The following is a 24340-nucleotide window of genomic DNA, read 5'->3' on the forward strand; positions in this document are numbered from 1 at the left end:
ATGAAACTGGTCATCGCACTCCCGCACCGGTTTCCGCTCTGGGATGCTCCGCCATGGTTCGCGGAAAAGCTCAGGGCGGAATTTCCCGGCTTGCGCGTTGTGCAGATGGCCGGCTATGCGACGCTCGAGCAGGAAATCTCAGACGCCGATATCGCACTTACCCGCGAATTGAAACCCAGTCAGGTTCACGCTGCGAAGCAACTCAAGTGGATCCACTCCGCCGCCGCCGCCGTCCATGCGTTGATGATCCCCGAGATCCGTCAAAGCAACATCATCGTCACCAACGCCACCGCCGTTCACGGTCCAGTCGTCGCCGAACATGCACTTGCCATGATCCTGGCGATCGCGCGCCGTATTGATCTCGCCGTCAAAGCACAAACCGAGCACATCTGGAAGCAGGAGGAGATTTGGGTTACCAATCCTCCGCCGCGCGATATCGCGGGTTCCACGTTGCTTGTCGTAGGCCTCGGACAGATCGGCCGTCCCCTCGCGCAGAAAGCAAAAGCACTCGGAATGCACGTGATCGCTGTTCGGGAACATCCGGAGCGGGGTGCAGAGACTGCCGACGAAGTCTTCGCGTCGAAAGACCTGCTCAAAATTCTGCCGCGCGCGGATTTCGTCATGCTTTGTCCGCCGGTGACGCCTGACACAAAAGAGGCGTTTGGACGCGACCAACTTGCAGCGATGAAGCCCGACGCCTATCTTCTCAACGTCGGTCGTGGTGCTCTGATAGACGAACCAGCTTTGATTGAGGCTCTCCAACAACGGCGTATCGGAGGCGCAGCGCTCGATGTCACAAGCGTCGAACCGCTTCCGTCCGACTCACCGCTCTGGGCGCTCGACAACTGTATGATTACGCCGCACACCGGCGGAATTTCTCCGAAACTTTGGGAGCGGCAATACATCTTCTTTACCGAAAACCTGCGCCGGTTCCTAGCGGGCAAGCCGCTCCTGGGACTGGTAGATAAATCGAGAGGCTACTGATGAGCAGCGCTTCGACCGTCCTAGATCCTCGTTTTCCTATCGGCAAATTCCACTACACCGAACCCCCCTCCGCCGAGCAGCGAGTGCAATGGCGCAAGCGCCACATCGACACCCTCGCTGAAATGCCGATTAAGTTCCGCCATGCTGTCGACGATCTCACCGAAGCCCAGCTCGACACGCCGTATCGCGAGAACGGCTGGACAGTCCGCCAACTCATCCATCACATCCCCGACAGCCATATGAACGCCTACGTGCGTTTCAAGATGGCCCTCACTGAGCCTGATCCCTTGATCAAGACCTACGAAGAGCAGCTCTGGGCGGAGCTCTCCGATTCGCGCGAAACCCCAACCGAGGTTTCACTTGTAATGCTGCGAGCCTTGCACACCCGTTGGGTCGTGCTGCTCCGAGCGTTGTCGGATGACGACTTCGCGAAGAATTACGTGCACCCGCAACTCGGCGCAGTACCGCTGGAAAAAGCGCTAGCACTTTATTCGTGGCATTGCCTGCACCATACGGCGCACGTCACGGAGTTGCGGAAGAAGATGGGCTGGTAACTAAACGCCGAAGACTTTGCGCGCTTCCTTCGTGGCTTCGTAAATCTGCTCGAAGTTTTCGATAGCGAACAACGTCGGCTGAAGCTCGTCCACTTTCACATGAGTGTCGAGCACTTCTTCGAGTGAGAAGTCGTGGATCTTGCACCCACGATGCACCACGTTGTCGCCTTCTTTCACCGACGAAATCACGCCGCTACCATACATCTTCACGTCGCTGCCTTCGCGGATTAACCCAAACTCCACCGTGTACCAGAACAGTCGTCCAAGCCGTTCCTGGTCGGCGTCGTTCGTGATTTGCCGCGCGATTTGCGCAAATGCTTGCAGATAATCGGCAAAGACCTTGTGAGCATGCATCGGTACGTGACCGAAGATATCGTGGAAAATGTCCGGCTCCGGCGTGTAGTCCAAAGAATCCGGTTTGCGAATGTACGTCGTTACCGGGAAAACTCGTGCCGCGAGCAAATCGAAAAACGTCCGTCCCGGCAGGAACCCACTCACTGGCAGGAGCATCCAGTTGGTTCGGGTTTGCAATGTCTTATTGATGTCGCTAATCACCGGCATCCGCTCGGCGCGCATTCCCAGCACGCGCAGGCCTTCGAGATACTCTTTGCATGCGTGGGTGCTGAGTTGCTCCATGCGCCGCTCGTAAAGCGTCTTCCATGTCCCATGCTCCACGTCGGAGTACTGGTCGTAATGTTGGGTTACGACGTACTCTGCGGCGTCGCCGGGCAATGTCATCGTGTGCGGCTGCATGCAATCTCCCCCGTCAATATTAGACGCGCTTTCCGCGCATCCGGGTTCCTAGTCACAGCGGTTTCCGCGCGTCCCCACACCGGATGGCCGACCGGATATTAAAGGCCTGATTTGCAACGGTGTCAAATCAGAATCAAGCACCCCTAATCACCAATTCCCGCGGCAGAGTTCCGCCCGTCTTCGCAAAAGTGTAAGCTCTTCCAAGCATTCGATCATGCCCGAACTGATTCAATCGGCCAAACAGTTTGCGCTGCAGCAAACCGAGCGTATTAGCCAAAGCCGGCACCCCAAGCAGCAGACCGCCGAGAACCATCTCAAAGCAGTTGCGCAAAACGTCGCCTCGGTCACTTCCGACCGCAACGCAATCGCTGCCGCATGGCTTCACGACATCGTGGGAGACACTCCTGTCACCCTCGGTATGATCGAGCGACGCTTCGGTGCCGATATCGCGCGACTCGTGCATGAACTCACGCCGGTAAGTCGGCCTGGTGATGGCGACCGCGCTGCGCGTTTTGCCAAAGACAAGCGCCACTTCGCCGCAATCTCACCAACCGCGAAACTGGTGAAACTGGCCGACATGATCGACACCTGCCGCGACCTGCGCGCCGCTGATCCAGCAGTCGCTCGCCCCTTTCTTCTCGAGGTTACAGAGCTGCTTCCGGTGCTCGAAGACGGCGACATTCGTCTTGCTGCCCGTCTTCGGAAAGAACTGCAAAGAGCTCCCAAAACCTTGGGTGATGTCGAAGCAACACCTCCCCCGCGGCTGGAGCCTCTCGCCATTTCGCTCAACGCTCTACGGGTTTTCGAGCGCGCCTTCAGCGCCTGGGACATCGCCGATCCCCTGCTCCTGTTCCATGCGGATGCCGACGCCGCGGAATGTCGTCACGAGATCGAAGCAGCGCGAGAAGAAGTCGCCGCGGTGTGGCAAGACGGCGCTCTGCGCGGATACGTCACCGGCTCTGAATTGAAGGAAGGAACCTGCGCCGGTTACGTGCGGGCCATCGCGCCGGACCAGTTGCTCGATGCCGACGGTTCACTCACCGACGCCATTGAAATCCTGACGCGTTACGATGCCTGCTTCGTAACTTGGGACGGCGAGCCAAGGGGCGCCATTACACGGGTTGACGCCCATAAGCCTGCGGTGCGCATGTGGCTCTTCGGGATCATCACCGTCATCGAAATGGAGTTCACCGAACGCGTTCGCCAGCAGTGGCCGGCAGGTGGTTGGTCCACGCTAGTCTCGGCAGGCCGTTTGGAGAAGGCGCGGCAACTCTTTGCCGAGTGTACGCGTCGCCACGAAAAATGCGAGCTCCTCGATTGCCTGCAACTCGGCGACAAAATTCAGATTCTCATCAGCGACCCCGCATCTCTCGCACTCATCGACATTCCCACTGCAAACGCAGCCAAACGCATCACTGCGCAGATTGAATCATTACGGAATAAACTTGCGCATTCACAGGATTTTATCGATCAGGACTGGCCACAGGTGGTGCGTCTCGCGCGCCGCGTTGAGCACATGGTGCAGCAGTTCTAGCGCGTCTTCGCCGCGAAACGAGCGCTGAAAACACTCATCCGAATATGGTTGCGCGAAACTGAATATGGCCTCCGCGTGCTAACCTGAACGGTTGCAAATTCGAGGTTGGACTCCACAATGAACTTCAAAGCTGCACTTCTTACGTGCTCTCTGCTAGCTGCTCCTCTCATCGCTCAAAACACTCTACCGCCCGAGTCCCACGGAATCGCGATTTCGCACATGGATACTTCCGTTGTTCCGGGCGACGACTTCTACGAGTACAGCAACGGCGGTTGGCTGAAGGCGACCACTATTCCTGCCGACCGCGGCGGGGTTGGTGTGTTCAGCGTTCTGCGCGATCTGAGCGACAAGCGCACCTCTTCGCTCATTGAAGAGATGTCGAAGTCGAAAGCGGCGCCCGGCTCCAACCAACGCAAGGTAGCCGATCTTTACAACTCTTACATGAATGAAGCGGCGATCGAGAAGACGGGCGTCGCTCCGCTGAAGTCGCACCTCGACGCCATCGCAGCGATCACAGACAAAAAGACGCTCGCGCACGCTCTCGGCGAAACGCTCCGCGCCGACGTCGACGCGCTCAACAACACCAACTTTCACACCCCGAATCTCTTCGGCCTCTGGGTAGCGCCGGGTTTCAACGATCCCGACCACTATGCGCCCTACCTGCTGCAAGGTGGACTTGGACTGCCCGATCGCGAGTACTACCTCTCGGACTCCAAGCAATTGACCGAGGTCCGCGAGAAGTACGTAGTACACGTCGCGGCGATGTTGAAGCTCGCCGGCTTCGACGACGTCGATACCCGCGCCAAACGGATTCTCGCCCTGGAACACGCGATCGCCGAAAAGCATCTCTCGCTCGCCGCGAACGACGACATCCACAAGGCCAACAACACCTGGACAAAAGCCGATTTCGCATCCAAAGCTCCGGGCCTCGACTGGACTGAGTACTTCCGCGGCGCCGGGCTTGAGAACCAGAAAGATTTCATCGTCTGGCAGCCGACCGCCTTTACTGGTGAAGCCGCACTCGTGCAGTCGGAATCCCTCGATGCGTGGAAAGACTGGCTCGCCTACCATTTGATCGAAAACTACGCCGGCGTTCTTCCCAAAGCCTTTGCTGACGAGCGCTTCGCCTTCTTCGGCGGCACGCTGCAGGGCACCACCCAGCAGCGTCCGCGTTGGGCCCGCGGTGTGAACGTCGTGAACGGTCTGCTCGGGGACGCCGTCGGTCAGGAATATGCGCGGCGCTATTTCCCGCCGGAAGCCAAGCAGCAAGCGCAGGCAATGGTTGCCAACATTATCGAGTCCTTCCGCCAACGCGTTCGCAACCTGTCCTGGATGGCGGAGTCTACGAAGAAGGAAGCCGAAGCCAAGCTCGACACGCTCTACGTTGGCATCGGTTATCCGGAAACATGGAAAGACTACTCGTCTTACGATGTGAAAGCCGACGACATTTTCGGCAACATCTGGCGTGGCAGCATCTTCGATTATCAATACGACCGCGCGAAGGTTGGCAAGCCCGTTGACCACCACTGGTGGTCCATGACGCCCCAAACCGTCAACGCCGTCAACCTGCCGCTCCAAAATGGGCTGAATTTCCCCGCAGCGATTCTGCAGCCGCCCTTCTTCGACCCGCAAGCGCCGGCCGCTGCCAACTACGGCGCCATCGGCACCGTCATTGGTCACGAGATCAGCCACACCTTCGATACCGAGGGTTCTGCCTTCGATTCCAAGGGCCGCGTGCGCGACTGGTGGACTCCCGCCGACTTCGAGCACTTCAAGAAGGCGACCAACGCTCTTGCCGAGCAATACAGCACCTATAAGCCGTTCCCCGATCTATCGCTAAACGGCGAACAGACCTTGGCGGAGAACATCGCGGACGTTGCCGGCATCGCCGCCGCCTTCGACGGCTATCATGCCTCGTTGAAGGGCGCCGCCGGGCCAACGCAGAACGGATTCACCGCCGACCAGCAGTTCTTCATCGCCTTCGGGCAGAACTGGGGCTCGAAGGCACGTGAAAATGCGCTTCGCCAGCAGGTGCTCACGGATCCCCATTCCCCCGGCCAATACCGCGCACTCACCGTTCGTAACATCGACGCGTGGTATCCCGCTTTCAAAGTGAAGCCTGGTGAAAAGTTGTTCCTCACACCCGAGGAGCGTGTCCGCATCTGGTAGCATTCGCAAATCAATCGCGATATGACCAACCGGCAGAGCTAATCTGCCGGTTTTTCTTTCCCTGCGACGCTTGTGAATGCTCGCCGCGAAGTTCCGTTGTGGAACTCACATCTACCACTTTGCGGGAAGTTAAGCCCCAAGGGGTATCTCCTTATCTGCACGATGATGCTATGTTTCGTTTCGCGACGTGAGTCGAGGCTCTCAGGGCAGCCACAAGCCCATTACTTGAAGAGAGTTTCACACCACAGTTTCTTCCTGGGTTTCTGGACCTTCAAAGGCCTCGGGAAAGAATTGTCTGTCGCGTTCATTGGAGGTACCGCCAATGCTGAAAGTGGGACTAGTGGGGATGGGCTATTGGGGCCCGAATCTTGCACGCGTTCTTAACCAGAGCCCGAAATGTGAATTCGTCGCAGCCTGTGATCTCAACCCGAGAAACCTCGATAAGATCACGCGTCAGTATCCAACGGTTGTCGGCTATCGAGACTTCGACGCATTCTTGCAAAGCGACGTGCAGGCAGTCGTCATTGCAACACCGATATCGACTCATTACGAATTGGCCAAAGCGGCCCTACTCGCGGGAAAACATGTCTTCGTAGAAAAGCCCATCGCCGACGCAGGATCAAAAGCGCGCAAGCTCGTGGAACTTGCGAACAAGACTCAGCACACGTTATTCGTAGGCCACACCTTCATCTATAGTCCGCCGGTTATCAAAGTTAAGCAGCTTATCGATAGCGGCGATTTAGGGGACATTCACTACGTGAGCCTCTCGCGGGTGAACCTCGGCCTGTATCAATCGGATGTAGATGTAGTGTGGGACCTCGCAGTTCACGATGTTTCGATTCTCCTCTACTGGCTCGGCGAGAAGCCAATCCGTGGTGCGGCGTTTGGCCGCGCGTGCGTGCAAAGCGAGAAGCGCGATGTTGCCTTCCTCTGGCTCGAGTTTCCGAGCGGGATCATCGCGCATAACGAAATTAGTTGGCTTTCCCCCCAGAAGATGCGGCGAACCTGCGTCGTCGGGTCGAAGCGCATGGTCGTCTATGACGACATGGATTCAGCCGAGAAGGTCAAAGTTTACGATCGCGGCGTGAACGTCAAAGAGCCATCCAACTTCGGCGAATTTCAACTCACCTATCGGATGGGTGACATGTACGCTCCCTATCTCGAGAACGCCGAGCCCCTTCTGCGAGAAATCGAACACTTCGTGGCCTGCTGCGAGCAGGGAGTCATCCCGACGACGTCGGGCGAGTTCGGCGCACAAGTCGTCGAAACTCTCGAGATGGTCAATCGCACCGACGTTGCGTCCTGGAACACCAGCACAATGTCGTCGGTGGGGGCGCAACTATGAACGTTACGAAAGAATTCTTCCAACACCCATTGGCGCTCGTAGACAGCGAAGAGGTCGGGGTCGGCACACGCGTCTGGGCTTGGGCCCACGTGCTCGAGGGCGCAATCGTCGGAGCCCACTGCAATATCGGAGAGCACTCCTACATTGAGGGCGACTCACGGCTCGGAGACAACGTCACGGTGAAGAATGGCGTTTCTGTATGGGCGGGCGTCACCGTCGAAGACAACTGCTTCCTTGGGCCGAACTGTGCCTTCACCAACGACCTCAATCCTCGCGCCTACATCAAAAAAGATCCGGAGCGCTTGCTGGCCACCATCGTTAAGGCCGGAGCTTCGATTGGCGCCAATGCCACGATCATTTGTGGCAACACGATTGGGCGCTACGCCTTCGTGGGGGCTGGCGCCACCGTAACAGTCGACGTCGCCGACCATGCGCTAGTCGTGGGTACACCAGCGCGGCAAATCGCATGGATGTGCACCTGCGCGCAGAAGATTCCGCTCTCTCAGAAGCACACCGTCGGTGAACCTCTTCGCTGCGATCATTGCGGCTGCGAATACACGGAAACGAAATCGGGCCTGGTCCCCGTAGCGGTTCAGGCACAAAACTGAAAGCGATGACGATTCATGCCGAATGCTGATGTAAAGGTTCCATTCGTAGATCTCAAAGCGCAGTATGCCGCGATCAAGCACGAGGTTGGTGATGCAGTCTCGGATGTTCTGCAGAGCTGTCACTTTGTTGGCGGCCCAGCGCTTGAAAACTTCGAAACACGATTTGCCGAATACCTTGGCGCAAAGCACTGCGTAGGTGTCGGCAATGGCACGGATGCAATTACGCTCGCTCTGCGCGCCGCAGGGATCGGCCGCGGCGACGAGGTGCTTGTTCCGGCGAACACATTCTTTGCAACCGCGGAAGCTGTCACCAATGCCGGAGCGACGCCTGTGTTTGTCGACGTCGATGCGTCCACATTTCATATGGATGCGCCATATGCGGAGTCTGCAATTACGTCGCGCACCGCCTCCATCCTTCCTGTCCATCTCTACGGACAAGCCATGGACCTCCGCCCGATCCTCGCGATCGCCCAGAGGCACAACTTGCTGGTAATTGAAGATTGCGCGCAAGCCCACGGCGCGCAGATGCATGGAAAAACCGTCGGTTCCTCCGGACGCCTCACGTGCTTCAGCTTTTATCCCGGCAAAAATCTCGGCGCTTACGGCGATGGCGGCGCCATCACTACCAGCGATCCGGCTCTCCACCAACGGCTCCGCTTGCTCCGCGATCATGGTAGCCCTGTGAAATATCAGCATCATGAGATTGGATTCAACTCGCGTCTCGATGCCCTTCAAGCCGCCGTGCTCACCGTGAAACTGCCATACCTCGACATCTGGAATGCCGCGCGTCATGCAAATGCCACGAAGCTGGTGGAGTTAATTCGCGAACTTCCGCTCGTCGTGCCGGAAATTCCGGGCAGGCTCCGTCACGTTTTCCATCTTTTCGTCGTCCGTTGCACTCAGCGCGACAAGTTGGTCGCGTTCCTGACACAGCACGGCATTCAGGCCGGAATTCACTATCCAGTTCCGCTGCATCTCACCCCCGCATATCAAGCTCTTGGGGCGCCCGGTCGCGGGGCATTGCCGGTGGCGGAACAACTCGCTTCGGAGATCCTGTCGTTGCCCATGTTCCCAGAACTCAACGACGATCAAATCTCCTATATCGCCGAAGTTCTCCACGACTTCGTACAGATCTACCAACCGGAGGCGCCGGTTCAGGCGTTCGAACTCGCGCCTTTGTTATCCTGAATCAATGGCTGGTTTGATTGATGCAATTAGCGTGAAACGCAAGATGTTCTTCGAGCACGAAGGCGTGCCGTACCACTGTCTCGACGCTGAAGTGAACACGCCCACGGCGCGCGGCGGACAGACACTCGTCCGCCTGAAGATGCGCAACCTCCTCACCCGCGCGGTGTTCGACAAGACCTTCAAGGCCAGCGACAAGTTCAAAGAGCCCGATCTCGAAATGGTTCCCGCGTCGTTTCTCTACAGCGACGCCGACGGCTTCTACTTCATGGATCAGGAAACCTTCGAGACCCACACGCTTCGCGAAGATATGATCGGCGACGCCGCCGACCTCCTCACTGAAGGCCTCATCGTTCAGTTGAGTAAGTACAACGGCAATCCCATCGGCCTGGAGATGCCAACCTTCGTCGAACTCACTGTGACGCAAACAGAGCCGGGCATGCGCGATTCCGGCGCGGGCAGCGTGACCAAAGCCGCAACGCTGGAAACCGGCGTCGAGATCCGCGTGCCGCTCTTCATTAAAGAGGGAGAGAAAGTGAAAGTCTCCACCGAAACGCGCGGGTTCGCCGGCAGGGCATAGCGCGGCACCGGGCAGTTTGAGAATGGGACGGCAATAGCCGTCCCATTTTGCATTAGTTCGCCGCTGCCTCAGCCATTGGCTGGCTATCGGCGCTGGGGCCGTAGATGCCGGGGACGGCGCCCCCCATGGCGCGAAGATACGTGCTGAGCTGGCCGCGATGGTGCACTGAGTGCTTCACCGCGAGGCCGAGGAACTGTACTGCCGGCATCTGCATTAGCCCAAACATGTCGAGGACCTGCGTTAGCTGTTCGGGCGTGAGGGCGCGAACGCGCTCGATGGCTGCCGGAATGCGCGCGCGGTAGTGCGCGACGGCGTCGGCGGGCGTCAGGATGCCGCATGCATCGGAGTCGTCAGGTGGGGGCGTAAACGCGCCAGCGGCGACGCAGTTCAGTAACCACTCATCCTCGAGCGCGAGATGGCGCAGCAGACCGAGCGCGGTCTTGGACTTCGCATCAGGGCTGTAATCGAGATGGTTCGCCGGCACTGCGCCGAGCACGCGAAGCGTGGTGTCTACTTCGTGGGAGTAATCGGTACAGAGGAAATTTGCGATCGTTTTCGCTTCAGCAGAATTCATGTGAGGACTCCAAATTTCAAGGGGATTGCGGGCGCACCATTGTAGCCAGACTCCCCCTACTAAAGAACAATGTGCCGTAAATAAAGAACCTGCCACAGTGGGGAGGCAATCGGATGTTTATCTCTGGAGGTCCCCCGATGCTGCTGCAAGCGTTCACACTCTTCCACGTTGCGATTAGCCTGGCGGCGATCGTCTCGGGCTTTGTGGTGGTCTCCGGACTGCTCAATAACCGTGCCTACGCCGGGACGACCAGCTTCTTCCTCGCCACTACGGCGCTCACCAGCATTACCGGGTTCCTGTTCCCGTTCCATGGGATCACGCCGGGGATCGTGCTGGGGGTGCTTTCCCTGATCGTGCTGGCGATTGCCTACTGGGCGCGACGGCAATGGAATGCCGCGCAACGCCTGCGCAAGACCTACCTCACGACGATGGTGATTGCGCTGTACTTCAACTTCTTCGTGCTGGTGGCGCAGTCGTTCCAGAAGGTACCAGCGCTGCATGCGCTCGCGCCTACGCAGAAGGAACCGCCGTTCCAGATCGCGCAGGGCGTCGTGCTGGTCCTGTTCATCACGCTGGGGATTCTTAGCGTGCGTCGCTTCCATGGGGAAGGGTCGGCCAAGGTGCTCTCGCGCGCGGCGTAGGAAAAGCTAAAAATCAGCGCCAGGGAGGTGCCTGCAATTCAGGGTACCCCCTCCCCCCTCTAATTTTGCAAATTCCTCATAACGTTGGACTTAGCTTGTGCATAGTCCGCAAATTCTTCATTCCACAGATACTTAGAGGTAAATTCCTCTCGGCGTAAGAGTTAGAGAGCATTTTCGGATGTTGAACGGCAAAACCCTTCAACACGAAGGGCACGAAGTACGCGAAGGTTTCAAAGAGCGATTGCGTCCAGCGGGAGTATCCCACTACGACAGGTTATTCGGTTGGTGTCGTGAAGAATGTGATGGCGGACACGGGTTCGCGTGCGGTGGGTCACAGGGATGGCATAGAAGACGCGCGAAATTTCCATCGAAAACCGCGTGAAAATGCTCGACCACCCCAGCCAGCGCAAAAGCTGCGCTCGCCGGGGACCCCGAAGAAGCCGCACCGCCCCTGAAGGGGCTTGGAGATTCCTCGTCACCTTTCACGACGCTAGCGCGTCGTGCTTAGAAGCCCAACCGCCCTTCGGGCTGATCAGAGGTCATCCCAGACTGCGCAGAGGCAGGCGATTTCCTTGATCTTGCCGTGTTTCTTGTGCTCGTCGTTGTCGAACTGGATGTACACGATGCACTCTTTGTCGCATTCGTCAGTGGGTTTGCACCGGAGATAGACGCGGTGCGTCTTCTCTTCTTTCTTTTCATCCTTCTTCTGAAATTCGAGTTTGCATCGGCGTGGATCGGGATCGTGGTATTGCTGCCAATCGTCTTTGTCGAGCTTGATGCACTTGCAGTCGACGTCTTCCACATGTTCGACGCCATCCTTCTCTTTCATTTCGAGATAGAGGACGCATTGTTCGTCGCAGTCTTTCTTGTGGCAGCGGAAGTACCAGGTGTTGTGCTTCTTGTCGGCGTCCGATTTACCGAGCTTGGATCGCAATTCACATTTGTCACCCATGGGGATCTCCTTGCAAGGTGAGTGAGAGGGACGACATGGTAGCACCGAGCGTGTCGATAGGCACTAGATGGGGTGGAGTTTTTGTGGGCGTCGCGCCAGCCGTTGTCGCACGAGATGCGGAAGAGATCAGTAGTCGATTCCTTTGATCAGGTCCTGGTTCTGAATGATCTGGAATCGGTCCGGGTTGGCGCGGACGAGGGAGTCAGCGTAGCTATTGGAAACCGTACCGCGCTCGGCATAGTCATTGTCGTGAACCACGGAACGATCAAGCTGATAGTTCTGGAAGGCCTTGCTGGAGCGGTCGAGGTCATCCATGTGCCCGTTGAATGAGGCATTGGATTGGTCGAGTGAGCGCATATGGTTATCGAAGGAAGCGTTGGAGGCTTCGCGCCGTGCATCGAGAGCTTTGCCCTGGGCGGCGGCAGCGGCCGCGTCGGCCTGCACCCGGCTCATGGCAGCTTGCTGCTCGGCACTGACGACTGCACCATTCTGCCGGTAGGAAGCGACCATCGCCTTGATCGTCGGGGCCAACTGGGCAGCGACGGTCTTGGGAGCTTGTGAGCCGTTGACTGATAAGGCCCACGTAGGCGTGCCCGGAACATGAACGGCGCCCAGTCGCACGCTGCCGGTGCGCGGCCCTTTGCCGTCGTGCAGATCGAGATCCATCATGGCCAGAACGACTCGGCCTTCTCCGGGAGCGTTTACGGGCGTCTCCTGCAAAAGCGAAAAGGTCGCGGCGGGGAGACCGCGACTCTGGCGCATCTGGTTCATGATGGCGGCGTAGGCAGAAAACAGATCACCGCTGAACGATGCGACGAGATGAGGTCCGGCGCCGTAGGCACGCTGAACGTTGCTGGGATCGCTGATTCCCTGGAAAAGCATACCGAGGAAAACGGCTTCACCATTTGGGCCCTCGGCACGAATGGAGCCGCCAGCGACCTGGGTGAGCTGCCATCCGACCGGCAGACCGATGCTGGCGCTGCGGTCCCCAGCGGTGGCCGTTGATAGGGGTTGAACGCTCGGCGCGGCGCCGGCGGAACGCTCACTTCGTGCAGACAGCCAGGCCGCGTTCAGTGCCTTCATCATCTCGGGCTCAGTCTTCGCGAATCGGCCGGCGTCATCGTAGAGGACAGCTGCGGTTGTAGTACCGCCGGGGGGCATGGACACGATCACCATGCCGGCGATCGGCTTGTTTCCCTGATTCTTGGCTGTGAGGTTGAAGAAGACAGCGATGGAATCGGAGCCGCGGGCCTGAAAGAACTTGCCGATCTGGGGGCGATCGCCGAAGTGTCCGTGGACCTGCTTGAGCATGAAGCCCATTGCCGCAGACGGGGAGTTCTGCCCGGTGAGCGAGCCGTAGACCACCTGCCCACCGCCGGGGTTGTCGATCGTCTTCAACTCGTCGGCTGCGATGGCGGTCGGGACTATCGCGCAGAAGAGAAGGAATACGATCCAATGCAGAATGGAATGCCGCTGGTGAGTCAAGGGGCGCCCTCGTCGAGCGAGAACGATAGATTGAGTCCACCGGCATGTCAAAGTCTTAAATGTGGGAGGGTTGGGAAGACGCAGTGCGGATCAGGATTTCCGTTCGGAATGGATTCGACCGATTGCGGTGGAAATTAGGATATACCGGGAGGAAAAATGGATGAAACTGAGCGCCAATCGTTCGAGGAAAAATAGGGGAATGTTGCGTCTCCCCCCAATTCCCATTTTTTGAAGGAGGGCACACCTTGGAGCGGCGGTATATGGTCGGGGTGGAACGTAATCGCCATCGGTTCACCTCGTCCCAAGATTTTTTACATTTCCCAGCAGCGCAAAGAAGCCCCCTCTCCTTGACAGCTTAGGAGAATCATCGTACATTCCTAAGCGACTTAGGAGGATGCCTTGCCACCGCAAGCCCAATTGCTCCCAGGAACCCTCGATCTTCTCATCCTGAAAGCCGTCTCACTCGGCCCTCTGCACGGCTATGGCGTACTCCTCCGCATAGGGCAGATTTCGAACAACGCTCTCCTCGTAGAGCAAGGTGCTCTTTACCCGGCTCTCTTCCGTCTTTTGCGCCAAGGGCTGCTCAAGGCAAACTGGGGCACCTCCGACAACAATCGCCGCGCGAAGTTCTACGAGCTCACCACCGCCGGACGCAAACGTCTGCGCGAAGAAACCGAGGGCTGGGGCCGACTCGCGGAGGCTATGGCCTCTGTTCTCGCCAGCACGCCGGAGGAAATATGAGTTTGTTTTCTTATCTCCGGGCTCTTCTCTCCCGCCCTTTCTCATCCACATCCAGCGATATCAGCGATGAGCTTCGCAGTCACCAACAGTTGCGTGCCGACGATCTCCAACGCTCCGGGTTGCCGCGAGATGAAGCCGAACGCCGTGCACGCATAGAGTTCGGCGGCGAGGTTCGTTTTGAGGAAGAGTGTCACGAAGAAATTCCCGGGCACTTCTTCGAAATCCTCGTGCAGGATGCGCGCTTCGCTCTCCGCATGTTCGGCAAGGCGCCCGGCTTCACGGTGGTCGCGATTCTCACCATTGCGATCGGCATCGGCACCAACGCGGTCGTCTTCAGCGCGATGAACGGGCTTGTACTCCGTCCCATCAATGTTCCCGACGCCGGGAACCTTTCTATGCTGGAGCAGAGCCGCGACCGCTCTCCGCAACAGTCCTATCCCGATTACCTGGATATACGCGACCGGACCCGTAACTTCGACGGCATGATCGCCTACACCATCTCGCGCGTCGGCCTCGGCGCCGATGGCCACAGCGCCCGCGCATGGCTCTACGAAGCCAGCGGGAACTACTTCGATGTCCTCAGAGTGCAGCCCTACCTTGGCCGCTTCTTCCACGAGAGCGATGAACACGGGCCCAACAGCAGTCCATACATCGTGCTCAGCTACGCTTATTGGAAGAGTCACTTTCAGTCCGACCGCGGAGTTGTTGGGCGCACCGTGGAAATGAATACACAGCCCTACACGATCCTCGGTGTGGCGCCGCCCGGCTTCAACGGCACCGAACTGTTCTTCGCTCCCGACTTCTGGACCCCCATCGTCAACCAGCAGCAAGTGGATGGGTGGAGCAATCTCGACGGTCGCGCCGCGCGTGGACTTTGGATTATTGGACGCGTACGTCCCGGCGTCACTCCGGCGCAGGCCACCGCAGACTTGAATGCGGTAGCCTCGTATCTTTCCAAGACATATCCGAAGGATGACGATCAGATTCACTTCACTCTGGTGCGTCCCGGCCTCCTGGGAGACATGCTGGGTAAGCCCGTGAGCGCATTTCTCGCGGGTCTTATGCTGCTCGCCAGCCTGATATTGCTCGCAGCGTGTGCCAACCTCGGCAGCCTATTCGCTGCTCGCGCCTCTGACCGCGCCGGCGAAATCGCGCTGCGCCTTGCCCTTGGGTCAAGCCGTCGCCGCATCCTGCGTCAACTCTTCACGGAGTCGGTCATGCTGTCGCTCATCGGCGGCATTGCTGGGATTGGCGGCGGAATCGTCTTACTGCGCTGGCTGAACGTCTGGCGTCCGATCTCCGATTTTCCGATCACACTGCAGGTCCTGCCGGATTTTCGGGTGTACTTCGTTGCGTTCGTGCTGGCCTTGTTTAGCGGGCTTATTTTCGGCGCTATCCCGGTGCGCCAAGTCCTGCGCTCCAATCCCTACGAAGTCGTGAAAGCCGGTTTCACCGGCGAGCGTCGTAGACGCCTTACCGCGCGCAACGTCCTGCTCGTCTTTCAGATCTCCGCTTGCGCTGTATTAGTTACTGCGTCGCTGGTCGCCGTCCGCGGGCTGGTGCGGTCTCTGCATAGCAGCCTTGGGTTCGTCCCTGAGAATTCGCTGATCGCTGACACCGATCTCGATATGGCGGGCTACAACGAAGACACCACGCCAATCATGCAAAAGCGCCTTATTGAGACACTCGCGACGGTTCCCGGTGTCAGCGCCGTGGGCATGGCAGACCGTCTTCCCCTCGCTCTGAACGGGGCAACCGCGGCTGTTTACAAGGACGACACAGTCGACTTCCGCGCCTCCAACAGTCTCGGGGACGCCAGCTTTTACAGCATCTCTCCGAACTATTTCCGCGCGGCAGGCACCGCGTTTCTCGCGGGACGAGACGTGGCCTGGCAGGACAATCGCGACGCCGTCCGGGTAGCCGTGATCAATCGGAGATTTGCCGACAAGATCTTCGGCTCCGTTGACAAAGCCATCAGCGGCCATTTCAAAATGAACGAACGCCGTTACGAAGTGATCGGTGTGGTCGAGGATGGAAAATATCAAACCCTCACCGAAGATCCGCAGTTCGCCACGTTCCTGCCGATCCTTCAGGCACCCACAAGTTCCACTACGCTCGTCGTTCGCACCACGCGCGATCCCGCGCAGTCGGCCCCTGAAGTCGACTACACCCTTCGCAAGCTCGATAGCAGGCTTCCGTTCGTGATCAAAACGTGGCCGCAACAACTTGACAGCGCCCTTTTCGCGTCGCGTGTCGCTACGGTCGCGCTCGGTATTCTGGGCGCACTCGGAGCTATGCTCGCGATCACCGGCATCTTCGGCATGGCGTCCTATGCCGTCTCGAAACGCATGCGTGAGCTGGCAATCCGCGTCGCTCTCGGCGCCCAGAAGAAGCAGGTCGCCTGGGCCGCGCTCGGTACACCACTGCGCCTTCTCGCGATCGGCTCGGTTATCGGACTTGTTCTAGGATTCGCCGCAACCGGCGTTCTTTCCTACGTGGTCTACCAGGCAACACCACGCGATCCGCTGGTCCTTTGCGGGGTTGTGTTCACCATGTCGTTGCTGGGCCTGCTCGCCACGTGGATCCCTGCCCGGCGCGCGCTTCGCTCTGAGCCGTTGCAACTGCTCCGCGAGCAATAGCCGGTTCCCGCGTCGCATCGTCTCACGACTCTTATCACAGGAAGACGTGCGGCTATCACATACATCGTGACACGATTTGGAAAACGGGGATAGCGAGGGGGAGGGCGGAATCACTTAGCAGTCAATCCCACCCTTCCGGAAAAGCACAGATTCTAATCCCCAGTCGGATTCAAGATCGTCAGCCCCGGCAAGGCGTTCGCTGGTGTCTTCGTCCATGTGGGTACCGCGAGATCGGGCAGCGGTTTGGCGTGGAAGAGGCGGCGACATTCGCGGGCGATCCAGCGGGCGGTGCGTTTGGCTTTCTTGCGGCGGGCGCTGTCGGTAGAGATGCCGGTGCCGGCATACATCTGGCGATAGAGCTTCGACAGGAAAATGAAGCCGAGGCGGGAGCGCAGGGTGGGGCAACAGCGCGAGCGTTTCCAGATGGCGGGGAAGGTATAGAACTTGTCCCACACGCCCTGGGTGCGATCACGAATCTCGTCCGACGACATGATTGGATGGGGCGTAAACATTTTCGGACGGATGCTGGTGGGGATGAGCCAGTAGCGAACGATCGGGATCCCTCCTACCAGCGTCGGCTTAACGAGTTGTTCTTTTTCCCAACCGTTGAAATCGACGGTGCCCGGGAACGGCGTCATCATGACGAACTGGGCGAAGGTGATACCCGACTTCAGCGCGAGGTCTACCGTAGCGTCGAAGGTTTCCGGCTTGTCGGTGGGAAGGCCGAAGATAAACGAGCCGAGGACGTGCACGCCGTGACGGCGGAATTCCTGTAACTGCTGGGCGAGCCGGTCGCCTGAGTAATTGAAATCCTTATAGACCGCTTTGAGCCCTTCCGGGGTGACGGCTTCTACGCCGACGAGTGCGCCCTTGATGTTGGCGGCGCGCATGGCGTCGAGGAAGGCAGCGTCTTCGGCAGCTTCCATGGTGATTTGGGTGAAGAAAACCATGTCCTTGGGGAGCCGCGCCAGTTGCGCCATGAGGTGGAAGCGTTCCTCGCGAATTTGTTCGAGGTTGCGCAGCTTCTCGGTGTTGTTCTGGGCCTTGGCGAGGCGGAGATCGGTGAGGGTGACGGGGTAGAAGTTGTCGTCGGCGAGGGCGATGAAGCGGAAGCCACGGCGCCGGAGGTCAACGATCTCTTCGATCACGGACTGGAAGTTACGCTGGCGGGGCTTCTGGCCGTCGGTGCGCCACACGGAGCAGAAAGAACAATGCTTCGGGCATCCGCGAATGGTTTGCACCGAGGCCCACATGTACTTGTCGGTGTCGACGAGGTCCCAGCGCGCGGCGATGAACTGGTCGCCTTCGATCTTGCCGCCGGCATAGATGTGGCCCGGAGTGCCGGCCGCGCAGTCTGCGAGTGCGCTCGCCCAAATGAGATCGCCATCGCCGGTGACCACGGAGTGCGCACCGCCACGATCGAACGCTTCTTCGGGATAAAGCGTGGCGTGAATGCCGCCGTAGATGACCCACGCTCCGCGTTCGCGAGCGAGGTTGCCGACTTCGTATCCGCGCAGAGCGTTGCCGGTATGAACGCTGATGCCGACGATGTCGCCGCTCTGGATGGTGGAGGGATCGAGCGGTTCGAGAGATTCGTCCACTAACTTCGGAGTGCCATAGCTGCGCGGAGTCGCGGCGGCGAGGACGAAGAGCCAACGCGGGGTGATGACTGCGGTGCCGAAAGAATTGTCGCTGGGATTGACCAGGTGCACGTTCACAAGAGCCGCCTTTCCGGTCGTGCTCCCGGCGAAGAAGGGGAAGGGAGTAGGACTTTTAGGATTCAGGGGTGGACGTGCTGAGGCGTCCGAGGGGAAAATTCGAACGCGCGGCCACAGCGCAGAATGAAGATCGCTGGGTGGAACATCGTACGAGTGCAGGTTCTCGAGGGTCTGGTTGGTGGACCGACTCGCAATCTGAAGGCGCATCAACGCAAAAGGGGAGCGCGCTGCGAGTTCATGGAAGCTTATTTCAAGAATACGCCACTTATAGGTGTTGGCGCAAATTGTCGCTTGGGGTACCCCCTCCCCTCTGGATTTTGCAAATTCTTCAAAATGCTGGACTTAGTTGGTGCATAGTTTGCAAATTCTTCATTCTACATACACTTAGAGGTAAATTCCTCTCGGCGTGGGAGTTAGATGCGATTTCGGGGGTCGGAAACCAAAATCTTGGAACACGAAGGGCACGAAGGATTTTCAGGACGCGAGGCCGTGGGCGGATTTTCAAAGAGCGGGTGTGATTCGCGGGAAAAGTATCCCACTACGACAGATTAGGGCAGGTCGTGTCACGAAAGATGTGATGGCGGACACGAGGGTGCGTGCGGTGAATTACAGGGCGGGCGTGGGAATTGGGCGAAAAATGCGCGACGAAAAAACAGCGAGATTGTCGTGATCTCGCGGGGACGGGATCGGGTAGTTGATAGGAGTCTTCGACTGCGAACCCGCATTGGTCTGCGGGTTCTTCGCTCAGAATGACAGACAAATAAAGAGTGCGCGCGCTAGATGGGGTCGGAGTTTTTGTGGGCGTCGCCTACGTTGCTTGGTTCGTCGTCGAAGGACTTGCCGGGGGTGAAGGCGAACTTCAGGTATTTCATGTCGACGCGGCGGATGATGTCGTGCCAACCGTTGTCCCAGGAGATGCGGGCTTCGCCGGCGACGTAGCTCCAGGTGCCGTGGTTGCCGGAACCGACGTTGTTGGAGGCCTGACCATTTTCTTCGAGAGTGAAGACGTAGTTGTGTCCCTGGCCGTCGCCGACAGTCCACTTGCCGACGTAGCGGCTGCGGGTGGGCAGATCGATGGAGGTGCCGGAGGCCTTGCCGGAGGAGCGGAATTCCATGCGCACGATGTCGGCAAGCGCGAAGGTTTGCTGGTGGCCGTCTTTGAAGGTGATGACGATGCTATCGGCGTTGCTGGTGGAGGCGGCGCCAGCGAAGGTGGTGACTGCAAGTAAGAAAAGAGCGGCGGCAAGGAAGCGTGGGTAGGCAGTGCGCATCAGGCGCTCCGTGAAGAATGAATTCGACTGAGTGTGGCGGGGATAGGATACGCCGGAAGGGAAAACTGGGTTGGAGAATTGGGGAGAGCAATGGCGGCGCCGGCGGCACCATTGAAGGCGGGTTGGGGAATGTGCGGTGTGTGCCCTTTCCGTGTAGACTAGCGCGCATTTCTCAGGAGGATGGTGATCTATGTCGAAGCGAAACCTTGGGCTGCTCGCCGTAATGTTCGTGCTGGTGCTGGGAATGGTGTGGAATGGGAACGCGCAGGCAGGACGCGGTGCATCAGGCGCGCAACGGTGGGAGTACCTGGTAGAGCCAGTACCCACGGTGGCCGTGGGCGGCGGGTTTATGGCACCGGAGAAAGCAATGCAGGAAATGAATGCGCACGGTGCGCAAGGATGGGAACTGGTGCTGGCTTCACACGGAATGCTGGTTTATAAGCGGGCGAGATAGACACGTACCCGGCGAGAAGCGATCTTGCGCCTACCGCGCGCCTTATTAGACCCACGCTAACCCGGGAGGCGAGCGAGGATGGGGCACTCGGCGTAGTGTCGGCAGTGTCGCTCTCCCACTTCTCGAAAAGCGCGAGAAATGGGGCACCCAGAGTGATTTGGGAACAAGAGAAGTCAAAAGCTTAGGGCAGACCCGGGCCACCCGCCATCCGGTACCCGCCATTTCTCCATACTTCCTGGGGAAAGTCTAGATGAGGAATATGCTAACGGTTCTGGGTTTCCGGCTTATAAGATAGGTGGACTAATTGCCATCTCTAGTAGGAGATCTACATGTCCATACTCTTCGGAGGCGGATCAGAATTTCGTCGGATTGAATATAAGAGCGAGGCTGAATTTGAGCGCTGCATAGTCGATATTCAGCACCGATTGTTCGGTCCCTCCCGGTTCTACTTGGACATCAAGCGAAAAATCGGGGTCAAAGGCGGAGTGCAGAACATTCCCGATGGCTACCTTCTCGACCTCTCAGGTCCGACGCCTCGATTGTATGTGGTAGAAAACGAGCTAAAAGCACACGACCCGCTTCGCCACGTTGCAGTTCAGATCCTCCAGTTCTCCATCTCGTTCGAAAGTGAGCCGCTAGCCGTCAAAAGAATTCTGCTTTCCGCGCTGAACGAACAACCGTCGATTCGAGAAGCCTGTGAGAAGTACGCTCCCGCGCGGGGATACAGGAACCTCGATCATCTAATCGAGTACATGGTCGCGGAATGCCCTTTTGCGGCTCTCGTGATTATTGACGAGATGCCGGAGTCGCTCCAAAGCGTGCTTTCGCAAAGATTCCGGTTCGGTGTCGAAGTCTTGGAAGTCGCTTGTTATGAGGACAAGAATGGCGGACGACTTTTTCTGTTCGAACCTTTCCTGGCTGATGTAGTCGGCGATACTACTGCAGATCAAAATGCAGAAGGGATGTCTGCGATCGATACTTCTGAAATCGATACTCTCGTTGTTCCGGCGCGTGAGGATGGATTTGAAGAAGTATTTCTACGCGAAAACCGCTGGTATGCAGTGCGGATTCACGACACGATGCGACCACAGATCAAGTATCTGGCGGCCTACCAAGTGCATCCCGTTTCGGCGATCACCTTCATCGCGCCGGTACAGTCGATTGAGCCTTGGAAGGAGTCAGGCAAGTATGTGCTAAATTTCGCTGAGCCTGCACGGCCGGTCGGGCCGCTTGCTTTAGTTAAAGGTGGCCAGGTTCGTCCGCTTCAGGGGCCACGATATGCCACACACAAAGCGATTGTGGCAGCGAAGACACTCGATGACGTATGGAAGAAGCAGCAGTAATGGTACGATACGCTTGGAATTACCACCGCGACTAAGGCGCAATGACCATGACAATCGGCTTGGTGTGCCCAAACGAATCGCCGGAAAAACGCGGGGTGAAGCCTTTCTTGCGATGGGCCGGCAGCAAACGAAAGCAGCTTTCGCGTCTGGCGCCATACTGGTCCGGGGAGCACAAGCGTTATGTCGAGCCATTTGCGGGTTCTGCTTGTCTTTTCTTCGACCTTGCTCCACCCTCCGCGGTCCTCGGCGATAGTAATGAGGAACTGATTCAGCTTTACCGCGTTGTTCGCGATTCACCAGAGCGGTTGCATCGGCGGCTTTGTCGAATTAAGCGAGACGTTGCTACATATCTTCGGTGGCGTAACCAAAACCCGACGACCCTAGATCCCGAGACGCGCGCACTAAGATTTCTCTATCTAAATCGGAACTGCTTTAATGGGATTTATCGTACAAATCTTCAGGGCGGATTCAACGTACCCATGGGGAAGCGAGTCGGTGAGTATTTTAGTAAAGAAGATCTATTACGCTGCTCAAGGCTACTGCAGACTGCCGAACTAGTCGCTGGTGACTTCTCGGCGACCTTGGATCTTGTGAAGGTGGGTGATTTTGTCTATCTGGATCCACCTTACGCGGTGTTATCTCGCCGAATTTTCAAGGAGTACGGAAGCAAGCTATTCGGCACCGAAGATATGCCTCGGTTCGAGGAGAGCCTTCACGCGATTGTGGGTCGGGGTGCTGACTTTCTTGTGTCCTATGCAGATTGCAAAGAAGCGAGAGCGCTCGCGCGGAAGTGGTGTTCGGTTCGACTTCCTGTAAAACGGCACGTCGCAGGCTTCGCCGGCGACCGAAAGACCGCGTACGAATGGGTGATCAGCAATCGGCAGCGATCAACAACGGCTTAGAATAATTAGGTGGCCTAGGCGATGACAGCGGACGTGGATAAGTTTGGAGTGCGGGCAATCGGGGTAAACACTCTGCCGATGGATGGGGTAAAGCCCAACCCGCATAACCCGAGGATGCTCTTCGATCGCGAAGACTTGCACATTCTTCGCGAGTCGATCAAGCGTGTTGGAATTCTGGTGCCGCTTACGGTCTATCGGGAAACGCGTAGTGGCGACTACGTCATACTTGACGGTCAGCGACGGTGGATCTGCGCGCAAGAAGCCGGACTGAAGACGATTCCGGTTAATGAAGTCGCAGAGCCCACGCTGGTGCAGAACATCGTCACGATGTTTCAGATACACAAACTCCGAAAAGACTGGGAGTTAATGCCGACTGCGCTCAAGCTTGAGCTGCTGATGCGCGAACTTAGAGAAAAAAACGACAAGCGACTGGCGGAACTCACCGGCTTGGACGAGGCGGTTGTGGTGCGGAGCAAGAAATTGCTTTCCTACCCCAAACGATATCAGGATACGATGCTGGACGCCGATCCCAAGAAGCGCGTCAAGGCGGATTTTTTCATTGAACTCTATCCAGTCCGAAACGATCGGGAAGTGCAGAAATTTCCCTGGTTCAAAAAGGACGATTTTACGGACGCTATGCTGAAAAAATCAGCCGCCGGTGGGCTGAGATCGGTCACAGACTTTCGAATCGTTAAGCAGTATGTCAACAATGCGGTCAAGGCGAAAAAGACTCCTCTGATTTCCAAGCGACTGCAGGAATTTGCAGATCAGCCGGTGCTTGGGCCGGACCACCTCAGCATCGAGTCTGCCGCGGTAACGGCCAACGCCAAAAAGCTCTTGCAGTCAGTGGACAAGATTTACTCGCAGGTTAATGACATAGATATTGATGAATATTATGGGGAAGAGGCGTTGTGGAATCGCCTAGAGAGCCTTGCGCAACTCATTCGCGAGAAACTGCGGGCGCTCGGTCGGCGGGAGGCAAAGTGAGAAGCCCGCTGCCACGTGGTGTGAAAATAGATGCCAAGCGGTACAAACGATGGGTTGATCGGTTCGGGGCGTATCGCTCAGGAATCGTCAACATAACCATTGATGGTTGGCTGCAGCAATTTAGCGGGGGAGATCGGGATTTGGCAGCACGCGTTCTTGACGCGGTTGAGTTCTACGATCAGACCAAGATTCACGCAGCCTACCGGCAGGCTCTCGCGTCTTTGACTGGTTGGGACAAGTTACCCTCCAAGCGAGTGAACAAATGGCGATTTGCTGCGATGTCCGGAAGTGCTGGCGAAAGCGGCGATGCGATGCTCTACCAGTTCCGACTTGCAAACGGACTAGACTCCAAGAAATTCAATGACCTCTTTGTTTCGCGAAGCGATCTATTTCGACTACCGCTGCTTTCAGAGAGCGACCCGAACAGGATATCGAAGGACGATACCGTCGTCTTATTGGACGATTTCAGCGGAACTGGAACTCAAGTATGCAAGGCATGGAATGACCCGGAAACATCTTTTGGGGCACTTCTTGCGGACGTCGGAAAGGTATATCTGATTCTGGTTGCTGCTTCGGGGGCTGCGCGCAAGCGAATTTCCGAAGAAACGACCATCACGCCACTACCGGTGCACGAGCTGCATGATGGCGACAACGTGTTCTCGACGCACTGCTCACACTTTAACGGATCGGACAAGGCAAAGCTGCTGCGCTATGGGAGAGTTGCTGACTCGAAGCACCCAAAAGGATTTGGGGATTGCGGATTCGTAATCGTCTTCCAGCACCGCACGCCGAATAACTCCATCCCTATTCTGCACGCGGACCATCCTCACTGGACGGGGTTGTTCCCACGGCACGTTTGATCAAGCGTGAGCGCTCCTTCTCCCGACGACAGTGCTCGATACCGATGGCCGCTTCGTTAAG

The 24340-nt window shown here is 57.7% G+C and carries 22 protein-coding genes; 16 read left to right on the top strand and 6 right to left on the bottom strand.

Annotated elements, in window-relative coordinates:
• On the top strand, window positions 1–984 hold the full coding sequence (locus ACID345_RS05515; RefSeq protein ID WP_011521879.1) for a D-2-hydroxyacid dehydrogenase: 984 nt from the start codon (window positions 1–3) through the stop codon (window positions 982–984).
• Window positions 984–1538 (top strand): YfiT family bacillithiol transferase, encoded by a 555-nt coding sequence (locus ACID345_RS05520; protein WP_011521880.1) that lies wholly within the window; start codon window positions 984–986, stop codon window positions 1536–1538. Before ACID345_RS05515 ends, ACID345_RS05520 begins: the two co-directional genes overlap by 1 nt.
• On the opposite strand, the gene ACID345_RS05525 is transcribed toward ACID345_RS05520, so the two are convergent.
• A complete protein-coding gene (locus ACID345_RS05525; protein ID WP_011521881.1) occupies window positions 1539–2291 on the bottom strand; it encodes a phenylalanine 4-monooxygenase in 753 nt (250 codons plus the stop codon). It abuts the gene before it with no gap.
• 214 nt (window positions 2292–2505) lie between these two features.
• Between ACID345_RS05525 and ACID345_RS05530 the strand changes: the two genes are divergently transcribed.
• From ACID345_RS05530 to efp, 6 genes are all read left to right on the top strand, one after another.
• Window positions 2506–3825 carry an HD domain-containing protein gene (locus ACID345_RS05530; RefSeq protein WP_011521882.1) on the top strand — a complete coding sequence of 440 codons (1320 nt, stop codon included), beginning with the start codon at window positions 2506–2508 and terminating at the stop codon, window positions 3823–3825.
• Between the two features lie 219 nt (window positions 3826–4044).
• A complete protein-coding gene (locus ACID345_RS05535) occupies window positions 4045–5994 on the top strand; it encodes a M13 family metallopeptidase (protein ID WP_228370740.1) in 1950 nt (649 codons plus the stop codon).
• Window positions 5995–6316: 322 nt separating this feature from the next.
• On the top strand, window positions 6317–7339 hold the full coding sequence (locus ACID345_RS05540) for a Gfo/Idh/MocA family protein (RefSeq protein WP_011521884.1): 1023 nt from the start codon (window positions 6317–6319) through the stop codon (window positions 7337–7339).
• On the top strand, window positions 7336–7947 hold the full coding sequence (locus ACID345_RS05545) for an acyltransferase (RefSeq protein WP_011521885.1): 612 nt from the start codon (window positions 7336–7338) through the stop codon (window positions 7945–7947). Before ACID345_RS05540 ends, ACID345_RS05545 begins: the two co-directional genes overlap by 4 nt.
• 15 nt (window positions 7948–7962) lie before the next feature.
• Entirely contained in the window at window positions 7963–9135 is a 1173-nt protein-coding gene (locus ACID345_RS05550; protein ID WP_011521886.1) for a DegT/DnrJ/EryC1/StrS family aminotransferase, read from the top strand.
• Window positions 9136–9139: 4 nt separating this feature from the next.
• Window positions 9140–9712, top strand: coding sequence for an elongation factor P (efp, locus tag ACID345_RS05555; RefSeq protein WP_011521887.1), 573 nt, complete (start codon window positions 9140–9142; stop codon window positions 9710–9712).
• 52 nt (window positions 9713–9764) lie between these two features.
• Here efp and ACID345_RS05560 read toward each other — a convergent pair whose 3' ends face one another.
• Window positions 9765–10286: a DinB family protein gene (locus ACID345_RS05560; RefSeq protein ID WP_011521888.1), complete on the bottom strand. Its 522-nt coding sequence runs from the start codon at window positions 10284–10286 to the stop codon at window positions 9765–9767.
• Between the two features lie 137 nt (window positions 10287–10423).
• On the opposite strand from ACID345_RS05560, the gene ACID345_RS05565 reads away from it, so the two are divergent.
• Window positions 10424–10927: a membrane protein gene (locus ACID345_RS05565; protein WP_041855470.1), complete on the top strand. Its 504-nt coding sequence runs from the start codon at window positions 10424–10426 to the stop codon at window positions 10925–10927.
• Between the two features lie 532 nt (window positions 10928–11459).
• Here ACID345_RS05565 and ACID345_RS05570 read toward each other — a convergent pair.
• Window positions 11460–11879 carry a hypothetical protein gene (locus ACID345_RS05570; RefSeq protein ID WP_011521890.1) on the bottom strand — a complete coding sequence of 140 codons (420 nt, stop codon included), beginning with the start codon at window positions 11877–11879 and terminating at the stop codon, window positions 11460–11462.
• 126 nt (window positions 11880–12005) lie between these two features.
• Window positions 12006–13364, bottom strand: a complete 1359-nt coding sequence (locus ACID345_RS05575; RefSeq protein WP_011521891.1) for a hypothetical protein — start codon at window positions 13362–13364, stop codon at window positions 12006–12008.
• Between the two features lie 399 nt (window positions 13365–13763).
• Here ACID345_RS05575 and ACID345_RS05580 point away from each other — a divergent pair, with 399 nt between their 5' ends.
• Window positions 13764–14105, top strand: coding sequence for a PadR family transcriptional regulator (locus ACID345_RS05580; RefSeq protein ID WP_011521892.1), 342 nt, complete (start codon window positions 13764–13766; stop codon window positions 14103–14105).
• The gene (locus ACID345_RS05585; RefSeq protein WP_011521893.1) at window positions 14102–16744 is read left to right on the top strand and encodes an ABC transporter permease; all 2643 of its coding nucleotides are present in this window, start codon (window positions 14102–14104) and stop codon (window positions 16742–16744) included. Before ACID345_RS05580 ends, ACID345_RS05585 begins: the two co-directional genes overlap by 4 nt.
• A gap of 152 nt (window positions 16745–16896) precedes the next feature.
• Here the strand turns inward: ACID345_RS05585 and ACID345_RS05590 are convergent, their stop codons facing one another.
• Both ACID345_RS05590 and ACID345_RS05595 read right to left on the bottom strand, forming a co-directional pair.
• The gene (locus tag ACID345_RS05590) at window positions 16897–18462 is read right to left on the bottom strand and encodes a B12-binding domain-containing radical SAM protein (RefSeq protein WP_041856329.1); all 1566 of its coding nucleotides are present in this window, start codon (window positions 18460–18462) and stop codon (window positions 16897–16899) included.
• Between the two features lie 776 nt (window positions 18463–19238).
• Entirely contained in the window at window positions 19239–19733 is a 495-nt protein-coding gene (locus tag ACID345_RS05595) for a hypothetical protein (RefSeq protein WP_011521895.1), read from the bottom strand.
• A 190-nt stretch (window positions 19734–19923) separates the two neighbouring features.
• On the opposite strand from ACID345_RS05595, the gene ACID345_RS05600 reads away from it, so the two are divergent.
• The 5 genes from ACID345_RS05600 (at window position 19924) to ACID345_RS05620 (ending at window position 24279) form a co-directional block, all read left to right on the top strand.
• Entirely contained in the window at window positions 19924–20187 is a 264-nt protein-coding gene (locus tag ACID345_RS05600; RefSeq protein WP_011521896.1) for a DUF4177 domain-containing protein, read from the top strand.
• A 329-nt stretch (window positions 20188–20516) separates the two neighbouring features.
• A complete protein-coding gene (locus tag ACID345_RS25155) occupies window positions 20517–21530 on the top strand; it encodes a hypothetical protein (protein WP_011521897.1) in 1014 nt (337 codons plus the stop codon).
• Between the two features lie 41 nt (window positions 21531–21571).
• On the top strand, window positions 21572–22432 hold the full coding sequence (locus ACID345_RS26225; RefSeq protein WP_011521898.1) for a DNA adenine methylase: 861 nt from the start codon (window positions 21572–21574) through the stop codon (window positions 22430–22432).
• Window positions 22433–22453: 21 nt separating this feature from the next.
• On the top strand, window positions 22454–23419 hold the full coding sequence (locus tag ACID345_RS05615) for a ParB/RepB/Spo0J family partition protein (protein ID WP_011521899.1): 966 nt from the start codon (window positions 22454–22456) through the stop codon (window positions 23417–23419).
• The gene (locus ACID345_RS05620) at window positions 23416–24279 is read left to right on the top strand and encodes a phosphoribosyltransferase-like protein (RefSeq protein WP_011521900.1); all 864 of its coding nucleotides are present in this window, start codon (window positions 23416–23418) and stop codon (window positions 24277–24279) included. Before ACID345_RS05615 ends, ACID345_RS05620 begins: the two co-directional genes overlap by 4 nt.
• Window positions 24280–24340 lie beyond the last annotated feature (61 nt).

The sequence above is a fragment of the Candidatus Koribacter versatilis Ellin345 genome, from assembly GCF_000014005.1.
Lineage (GTDB): Bacteria > Acidobacteriota > Terriglobia > Terriglobales > Acidobacteriaceae > Korobacter > Korobacter versatilis_A.

What these genes read in the sequence shown, in the direction of transcription:
- ACID345_RS05515 (WP_011521879.1), top strand. Translation starts at nt 1, where the DNA reads ATGAAACTGGTCATCGCACTCCCGCACCGGTTTCCGCTCTGGGATGCT.
- ACID345_RS05520 (WP_011521880.1), top strand. Translation starts at nt 984, where the DNA reads ATGAGCAGCGCTTCGACCGTCCTAGATCCTCGTTTTCCTATCGGCAAA.
- ACID345_RS05525 (WP_011521881.1), bottom strand. Translation starts at nt 2,291, where the DNA reads ATGCAGCCGCACACGATGACATTGCCCGGCGACGCCGCAGAGTACGTC.
- ACID345_RS05530 (WP_011521882.1), top strand. Translation starts at nt 2,506, where the DNA reads ATGCCCGAACTGATTCAATCGGCCAAACAGTTTGCGCTGCAGCAAACC.
- ACID345_RS05535 (WP_228370740.1), top strand. Translation starts at nt 4,045, where the DNA reads ATGGATACTTCCGTTGTTCCGGGCGACGACTTCTACGAGTACAGCAAC.
- ACID345_RS05540 (WP_011521884.1), top strand. Translation starts at nt 6,317, where the DNA reads ATGCTGAAAGTGGGACTAGTGGGGATGGGCTATTGGGGCCCGAATCTT.
- ACID345_RS05545 (WP_011521885.1), top strand. Translation starts at nt 7,336, where the DNA reads ATGAACGTTACGAAAGAATTCTTCCAACACCCATTGGCGCTCGTAGAC.
- ACID345_RS05550 (WP_011521886.1), top strand. Translation starts at nt 7,963, where the DNA reads ATGCCGAATGCTGATGTAAAGGTTCCATTCGTAGATCTCAAAGCGCAG.
- efp (WP_011521887.1), top strand. Translation starts at nt 9,140, where the DNA reads ATGGCTGGTTTGATTGATGCAATTAGCGTGAAACGCAAGATGTTCTTC.
- ACID345_RS05560 (WP_011521888.1), bottom strand. Translation starts at nt 10,286, where the DNA reads ATGAATTCTGCTGAAGCGAAAACGATCGCAAATTTCCTCTGTACCGAT.
- ACID345_RS05565 (WP_041855470.1), top strand. Translation starts at nt 10,424, where the DNA reads ATGCTGCTGCAAGCGTTCACACTCTTCCACGTTGCGATTAGCCTGGCG.
- ACID345_RS05570 (WP_011521890.1), bottom strand. Translation starts at nt 11,879, where the DNA reads ATGGGTGACAAATGTGAATTGCGATCCAAGCTCGGTAAATCGGACGCC.
- ACID345_RS05585 (WP_011521893.1), top strand. Translation starts at nt 14,102, where the DNA reads ATGAGTTTGTTTTCTTATCTCCGGGCTCTTCTCTCCCGCCCTTTCTCA.
- ACID345_RS05595 (WP_011521895.1), bottom strand. Translation starts at nt 19,733, where the DNA reads ATGCGCACTGCCTACCCACGCTTCCTTGCCGCCGCTCTTTTCTTACTT.
- ACID345_RS05600 (WP_011521896.1), top strand. Translation starts at nt 19,924, where the DNA reads ATGTCGAAGCGAAACCTTGGGCTGCTCGCCGTAATGTTCGTGCTGGTG.
- ACID345_RS25155 (WP_011521897.1), top strand. Translation starts at nt 20,517, where the DNA reads ATGTCCATACTCTTCGGAGGCGGATCAGAATTTCGTCGGATTGAATAT.
- ACID345_RS26225 (WP_011521898.1), top strand. Translation starts at nt 21,572, where the DNA reads ATGACCATGACAATCGGCTTGGTGTGCCCAAACGAATCGCCGGAAAAA.
- ACID345_RS05615 (WP_011521899.1), top strand. Translation starts at nt 22,454, where the DNA reads ATGACAGCGGACGTGGATAAGTTTGGAGTGCGGGCAATCGGGGTAAAC.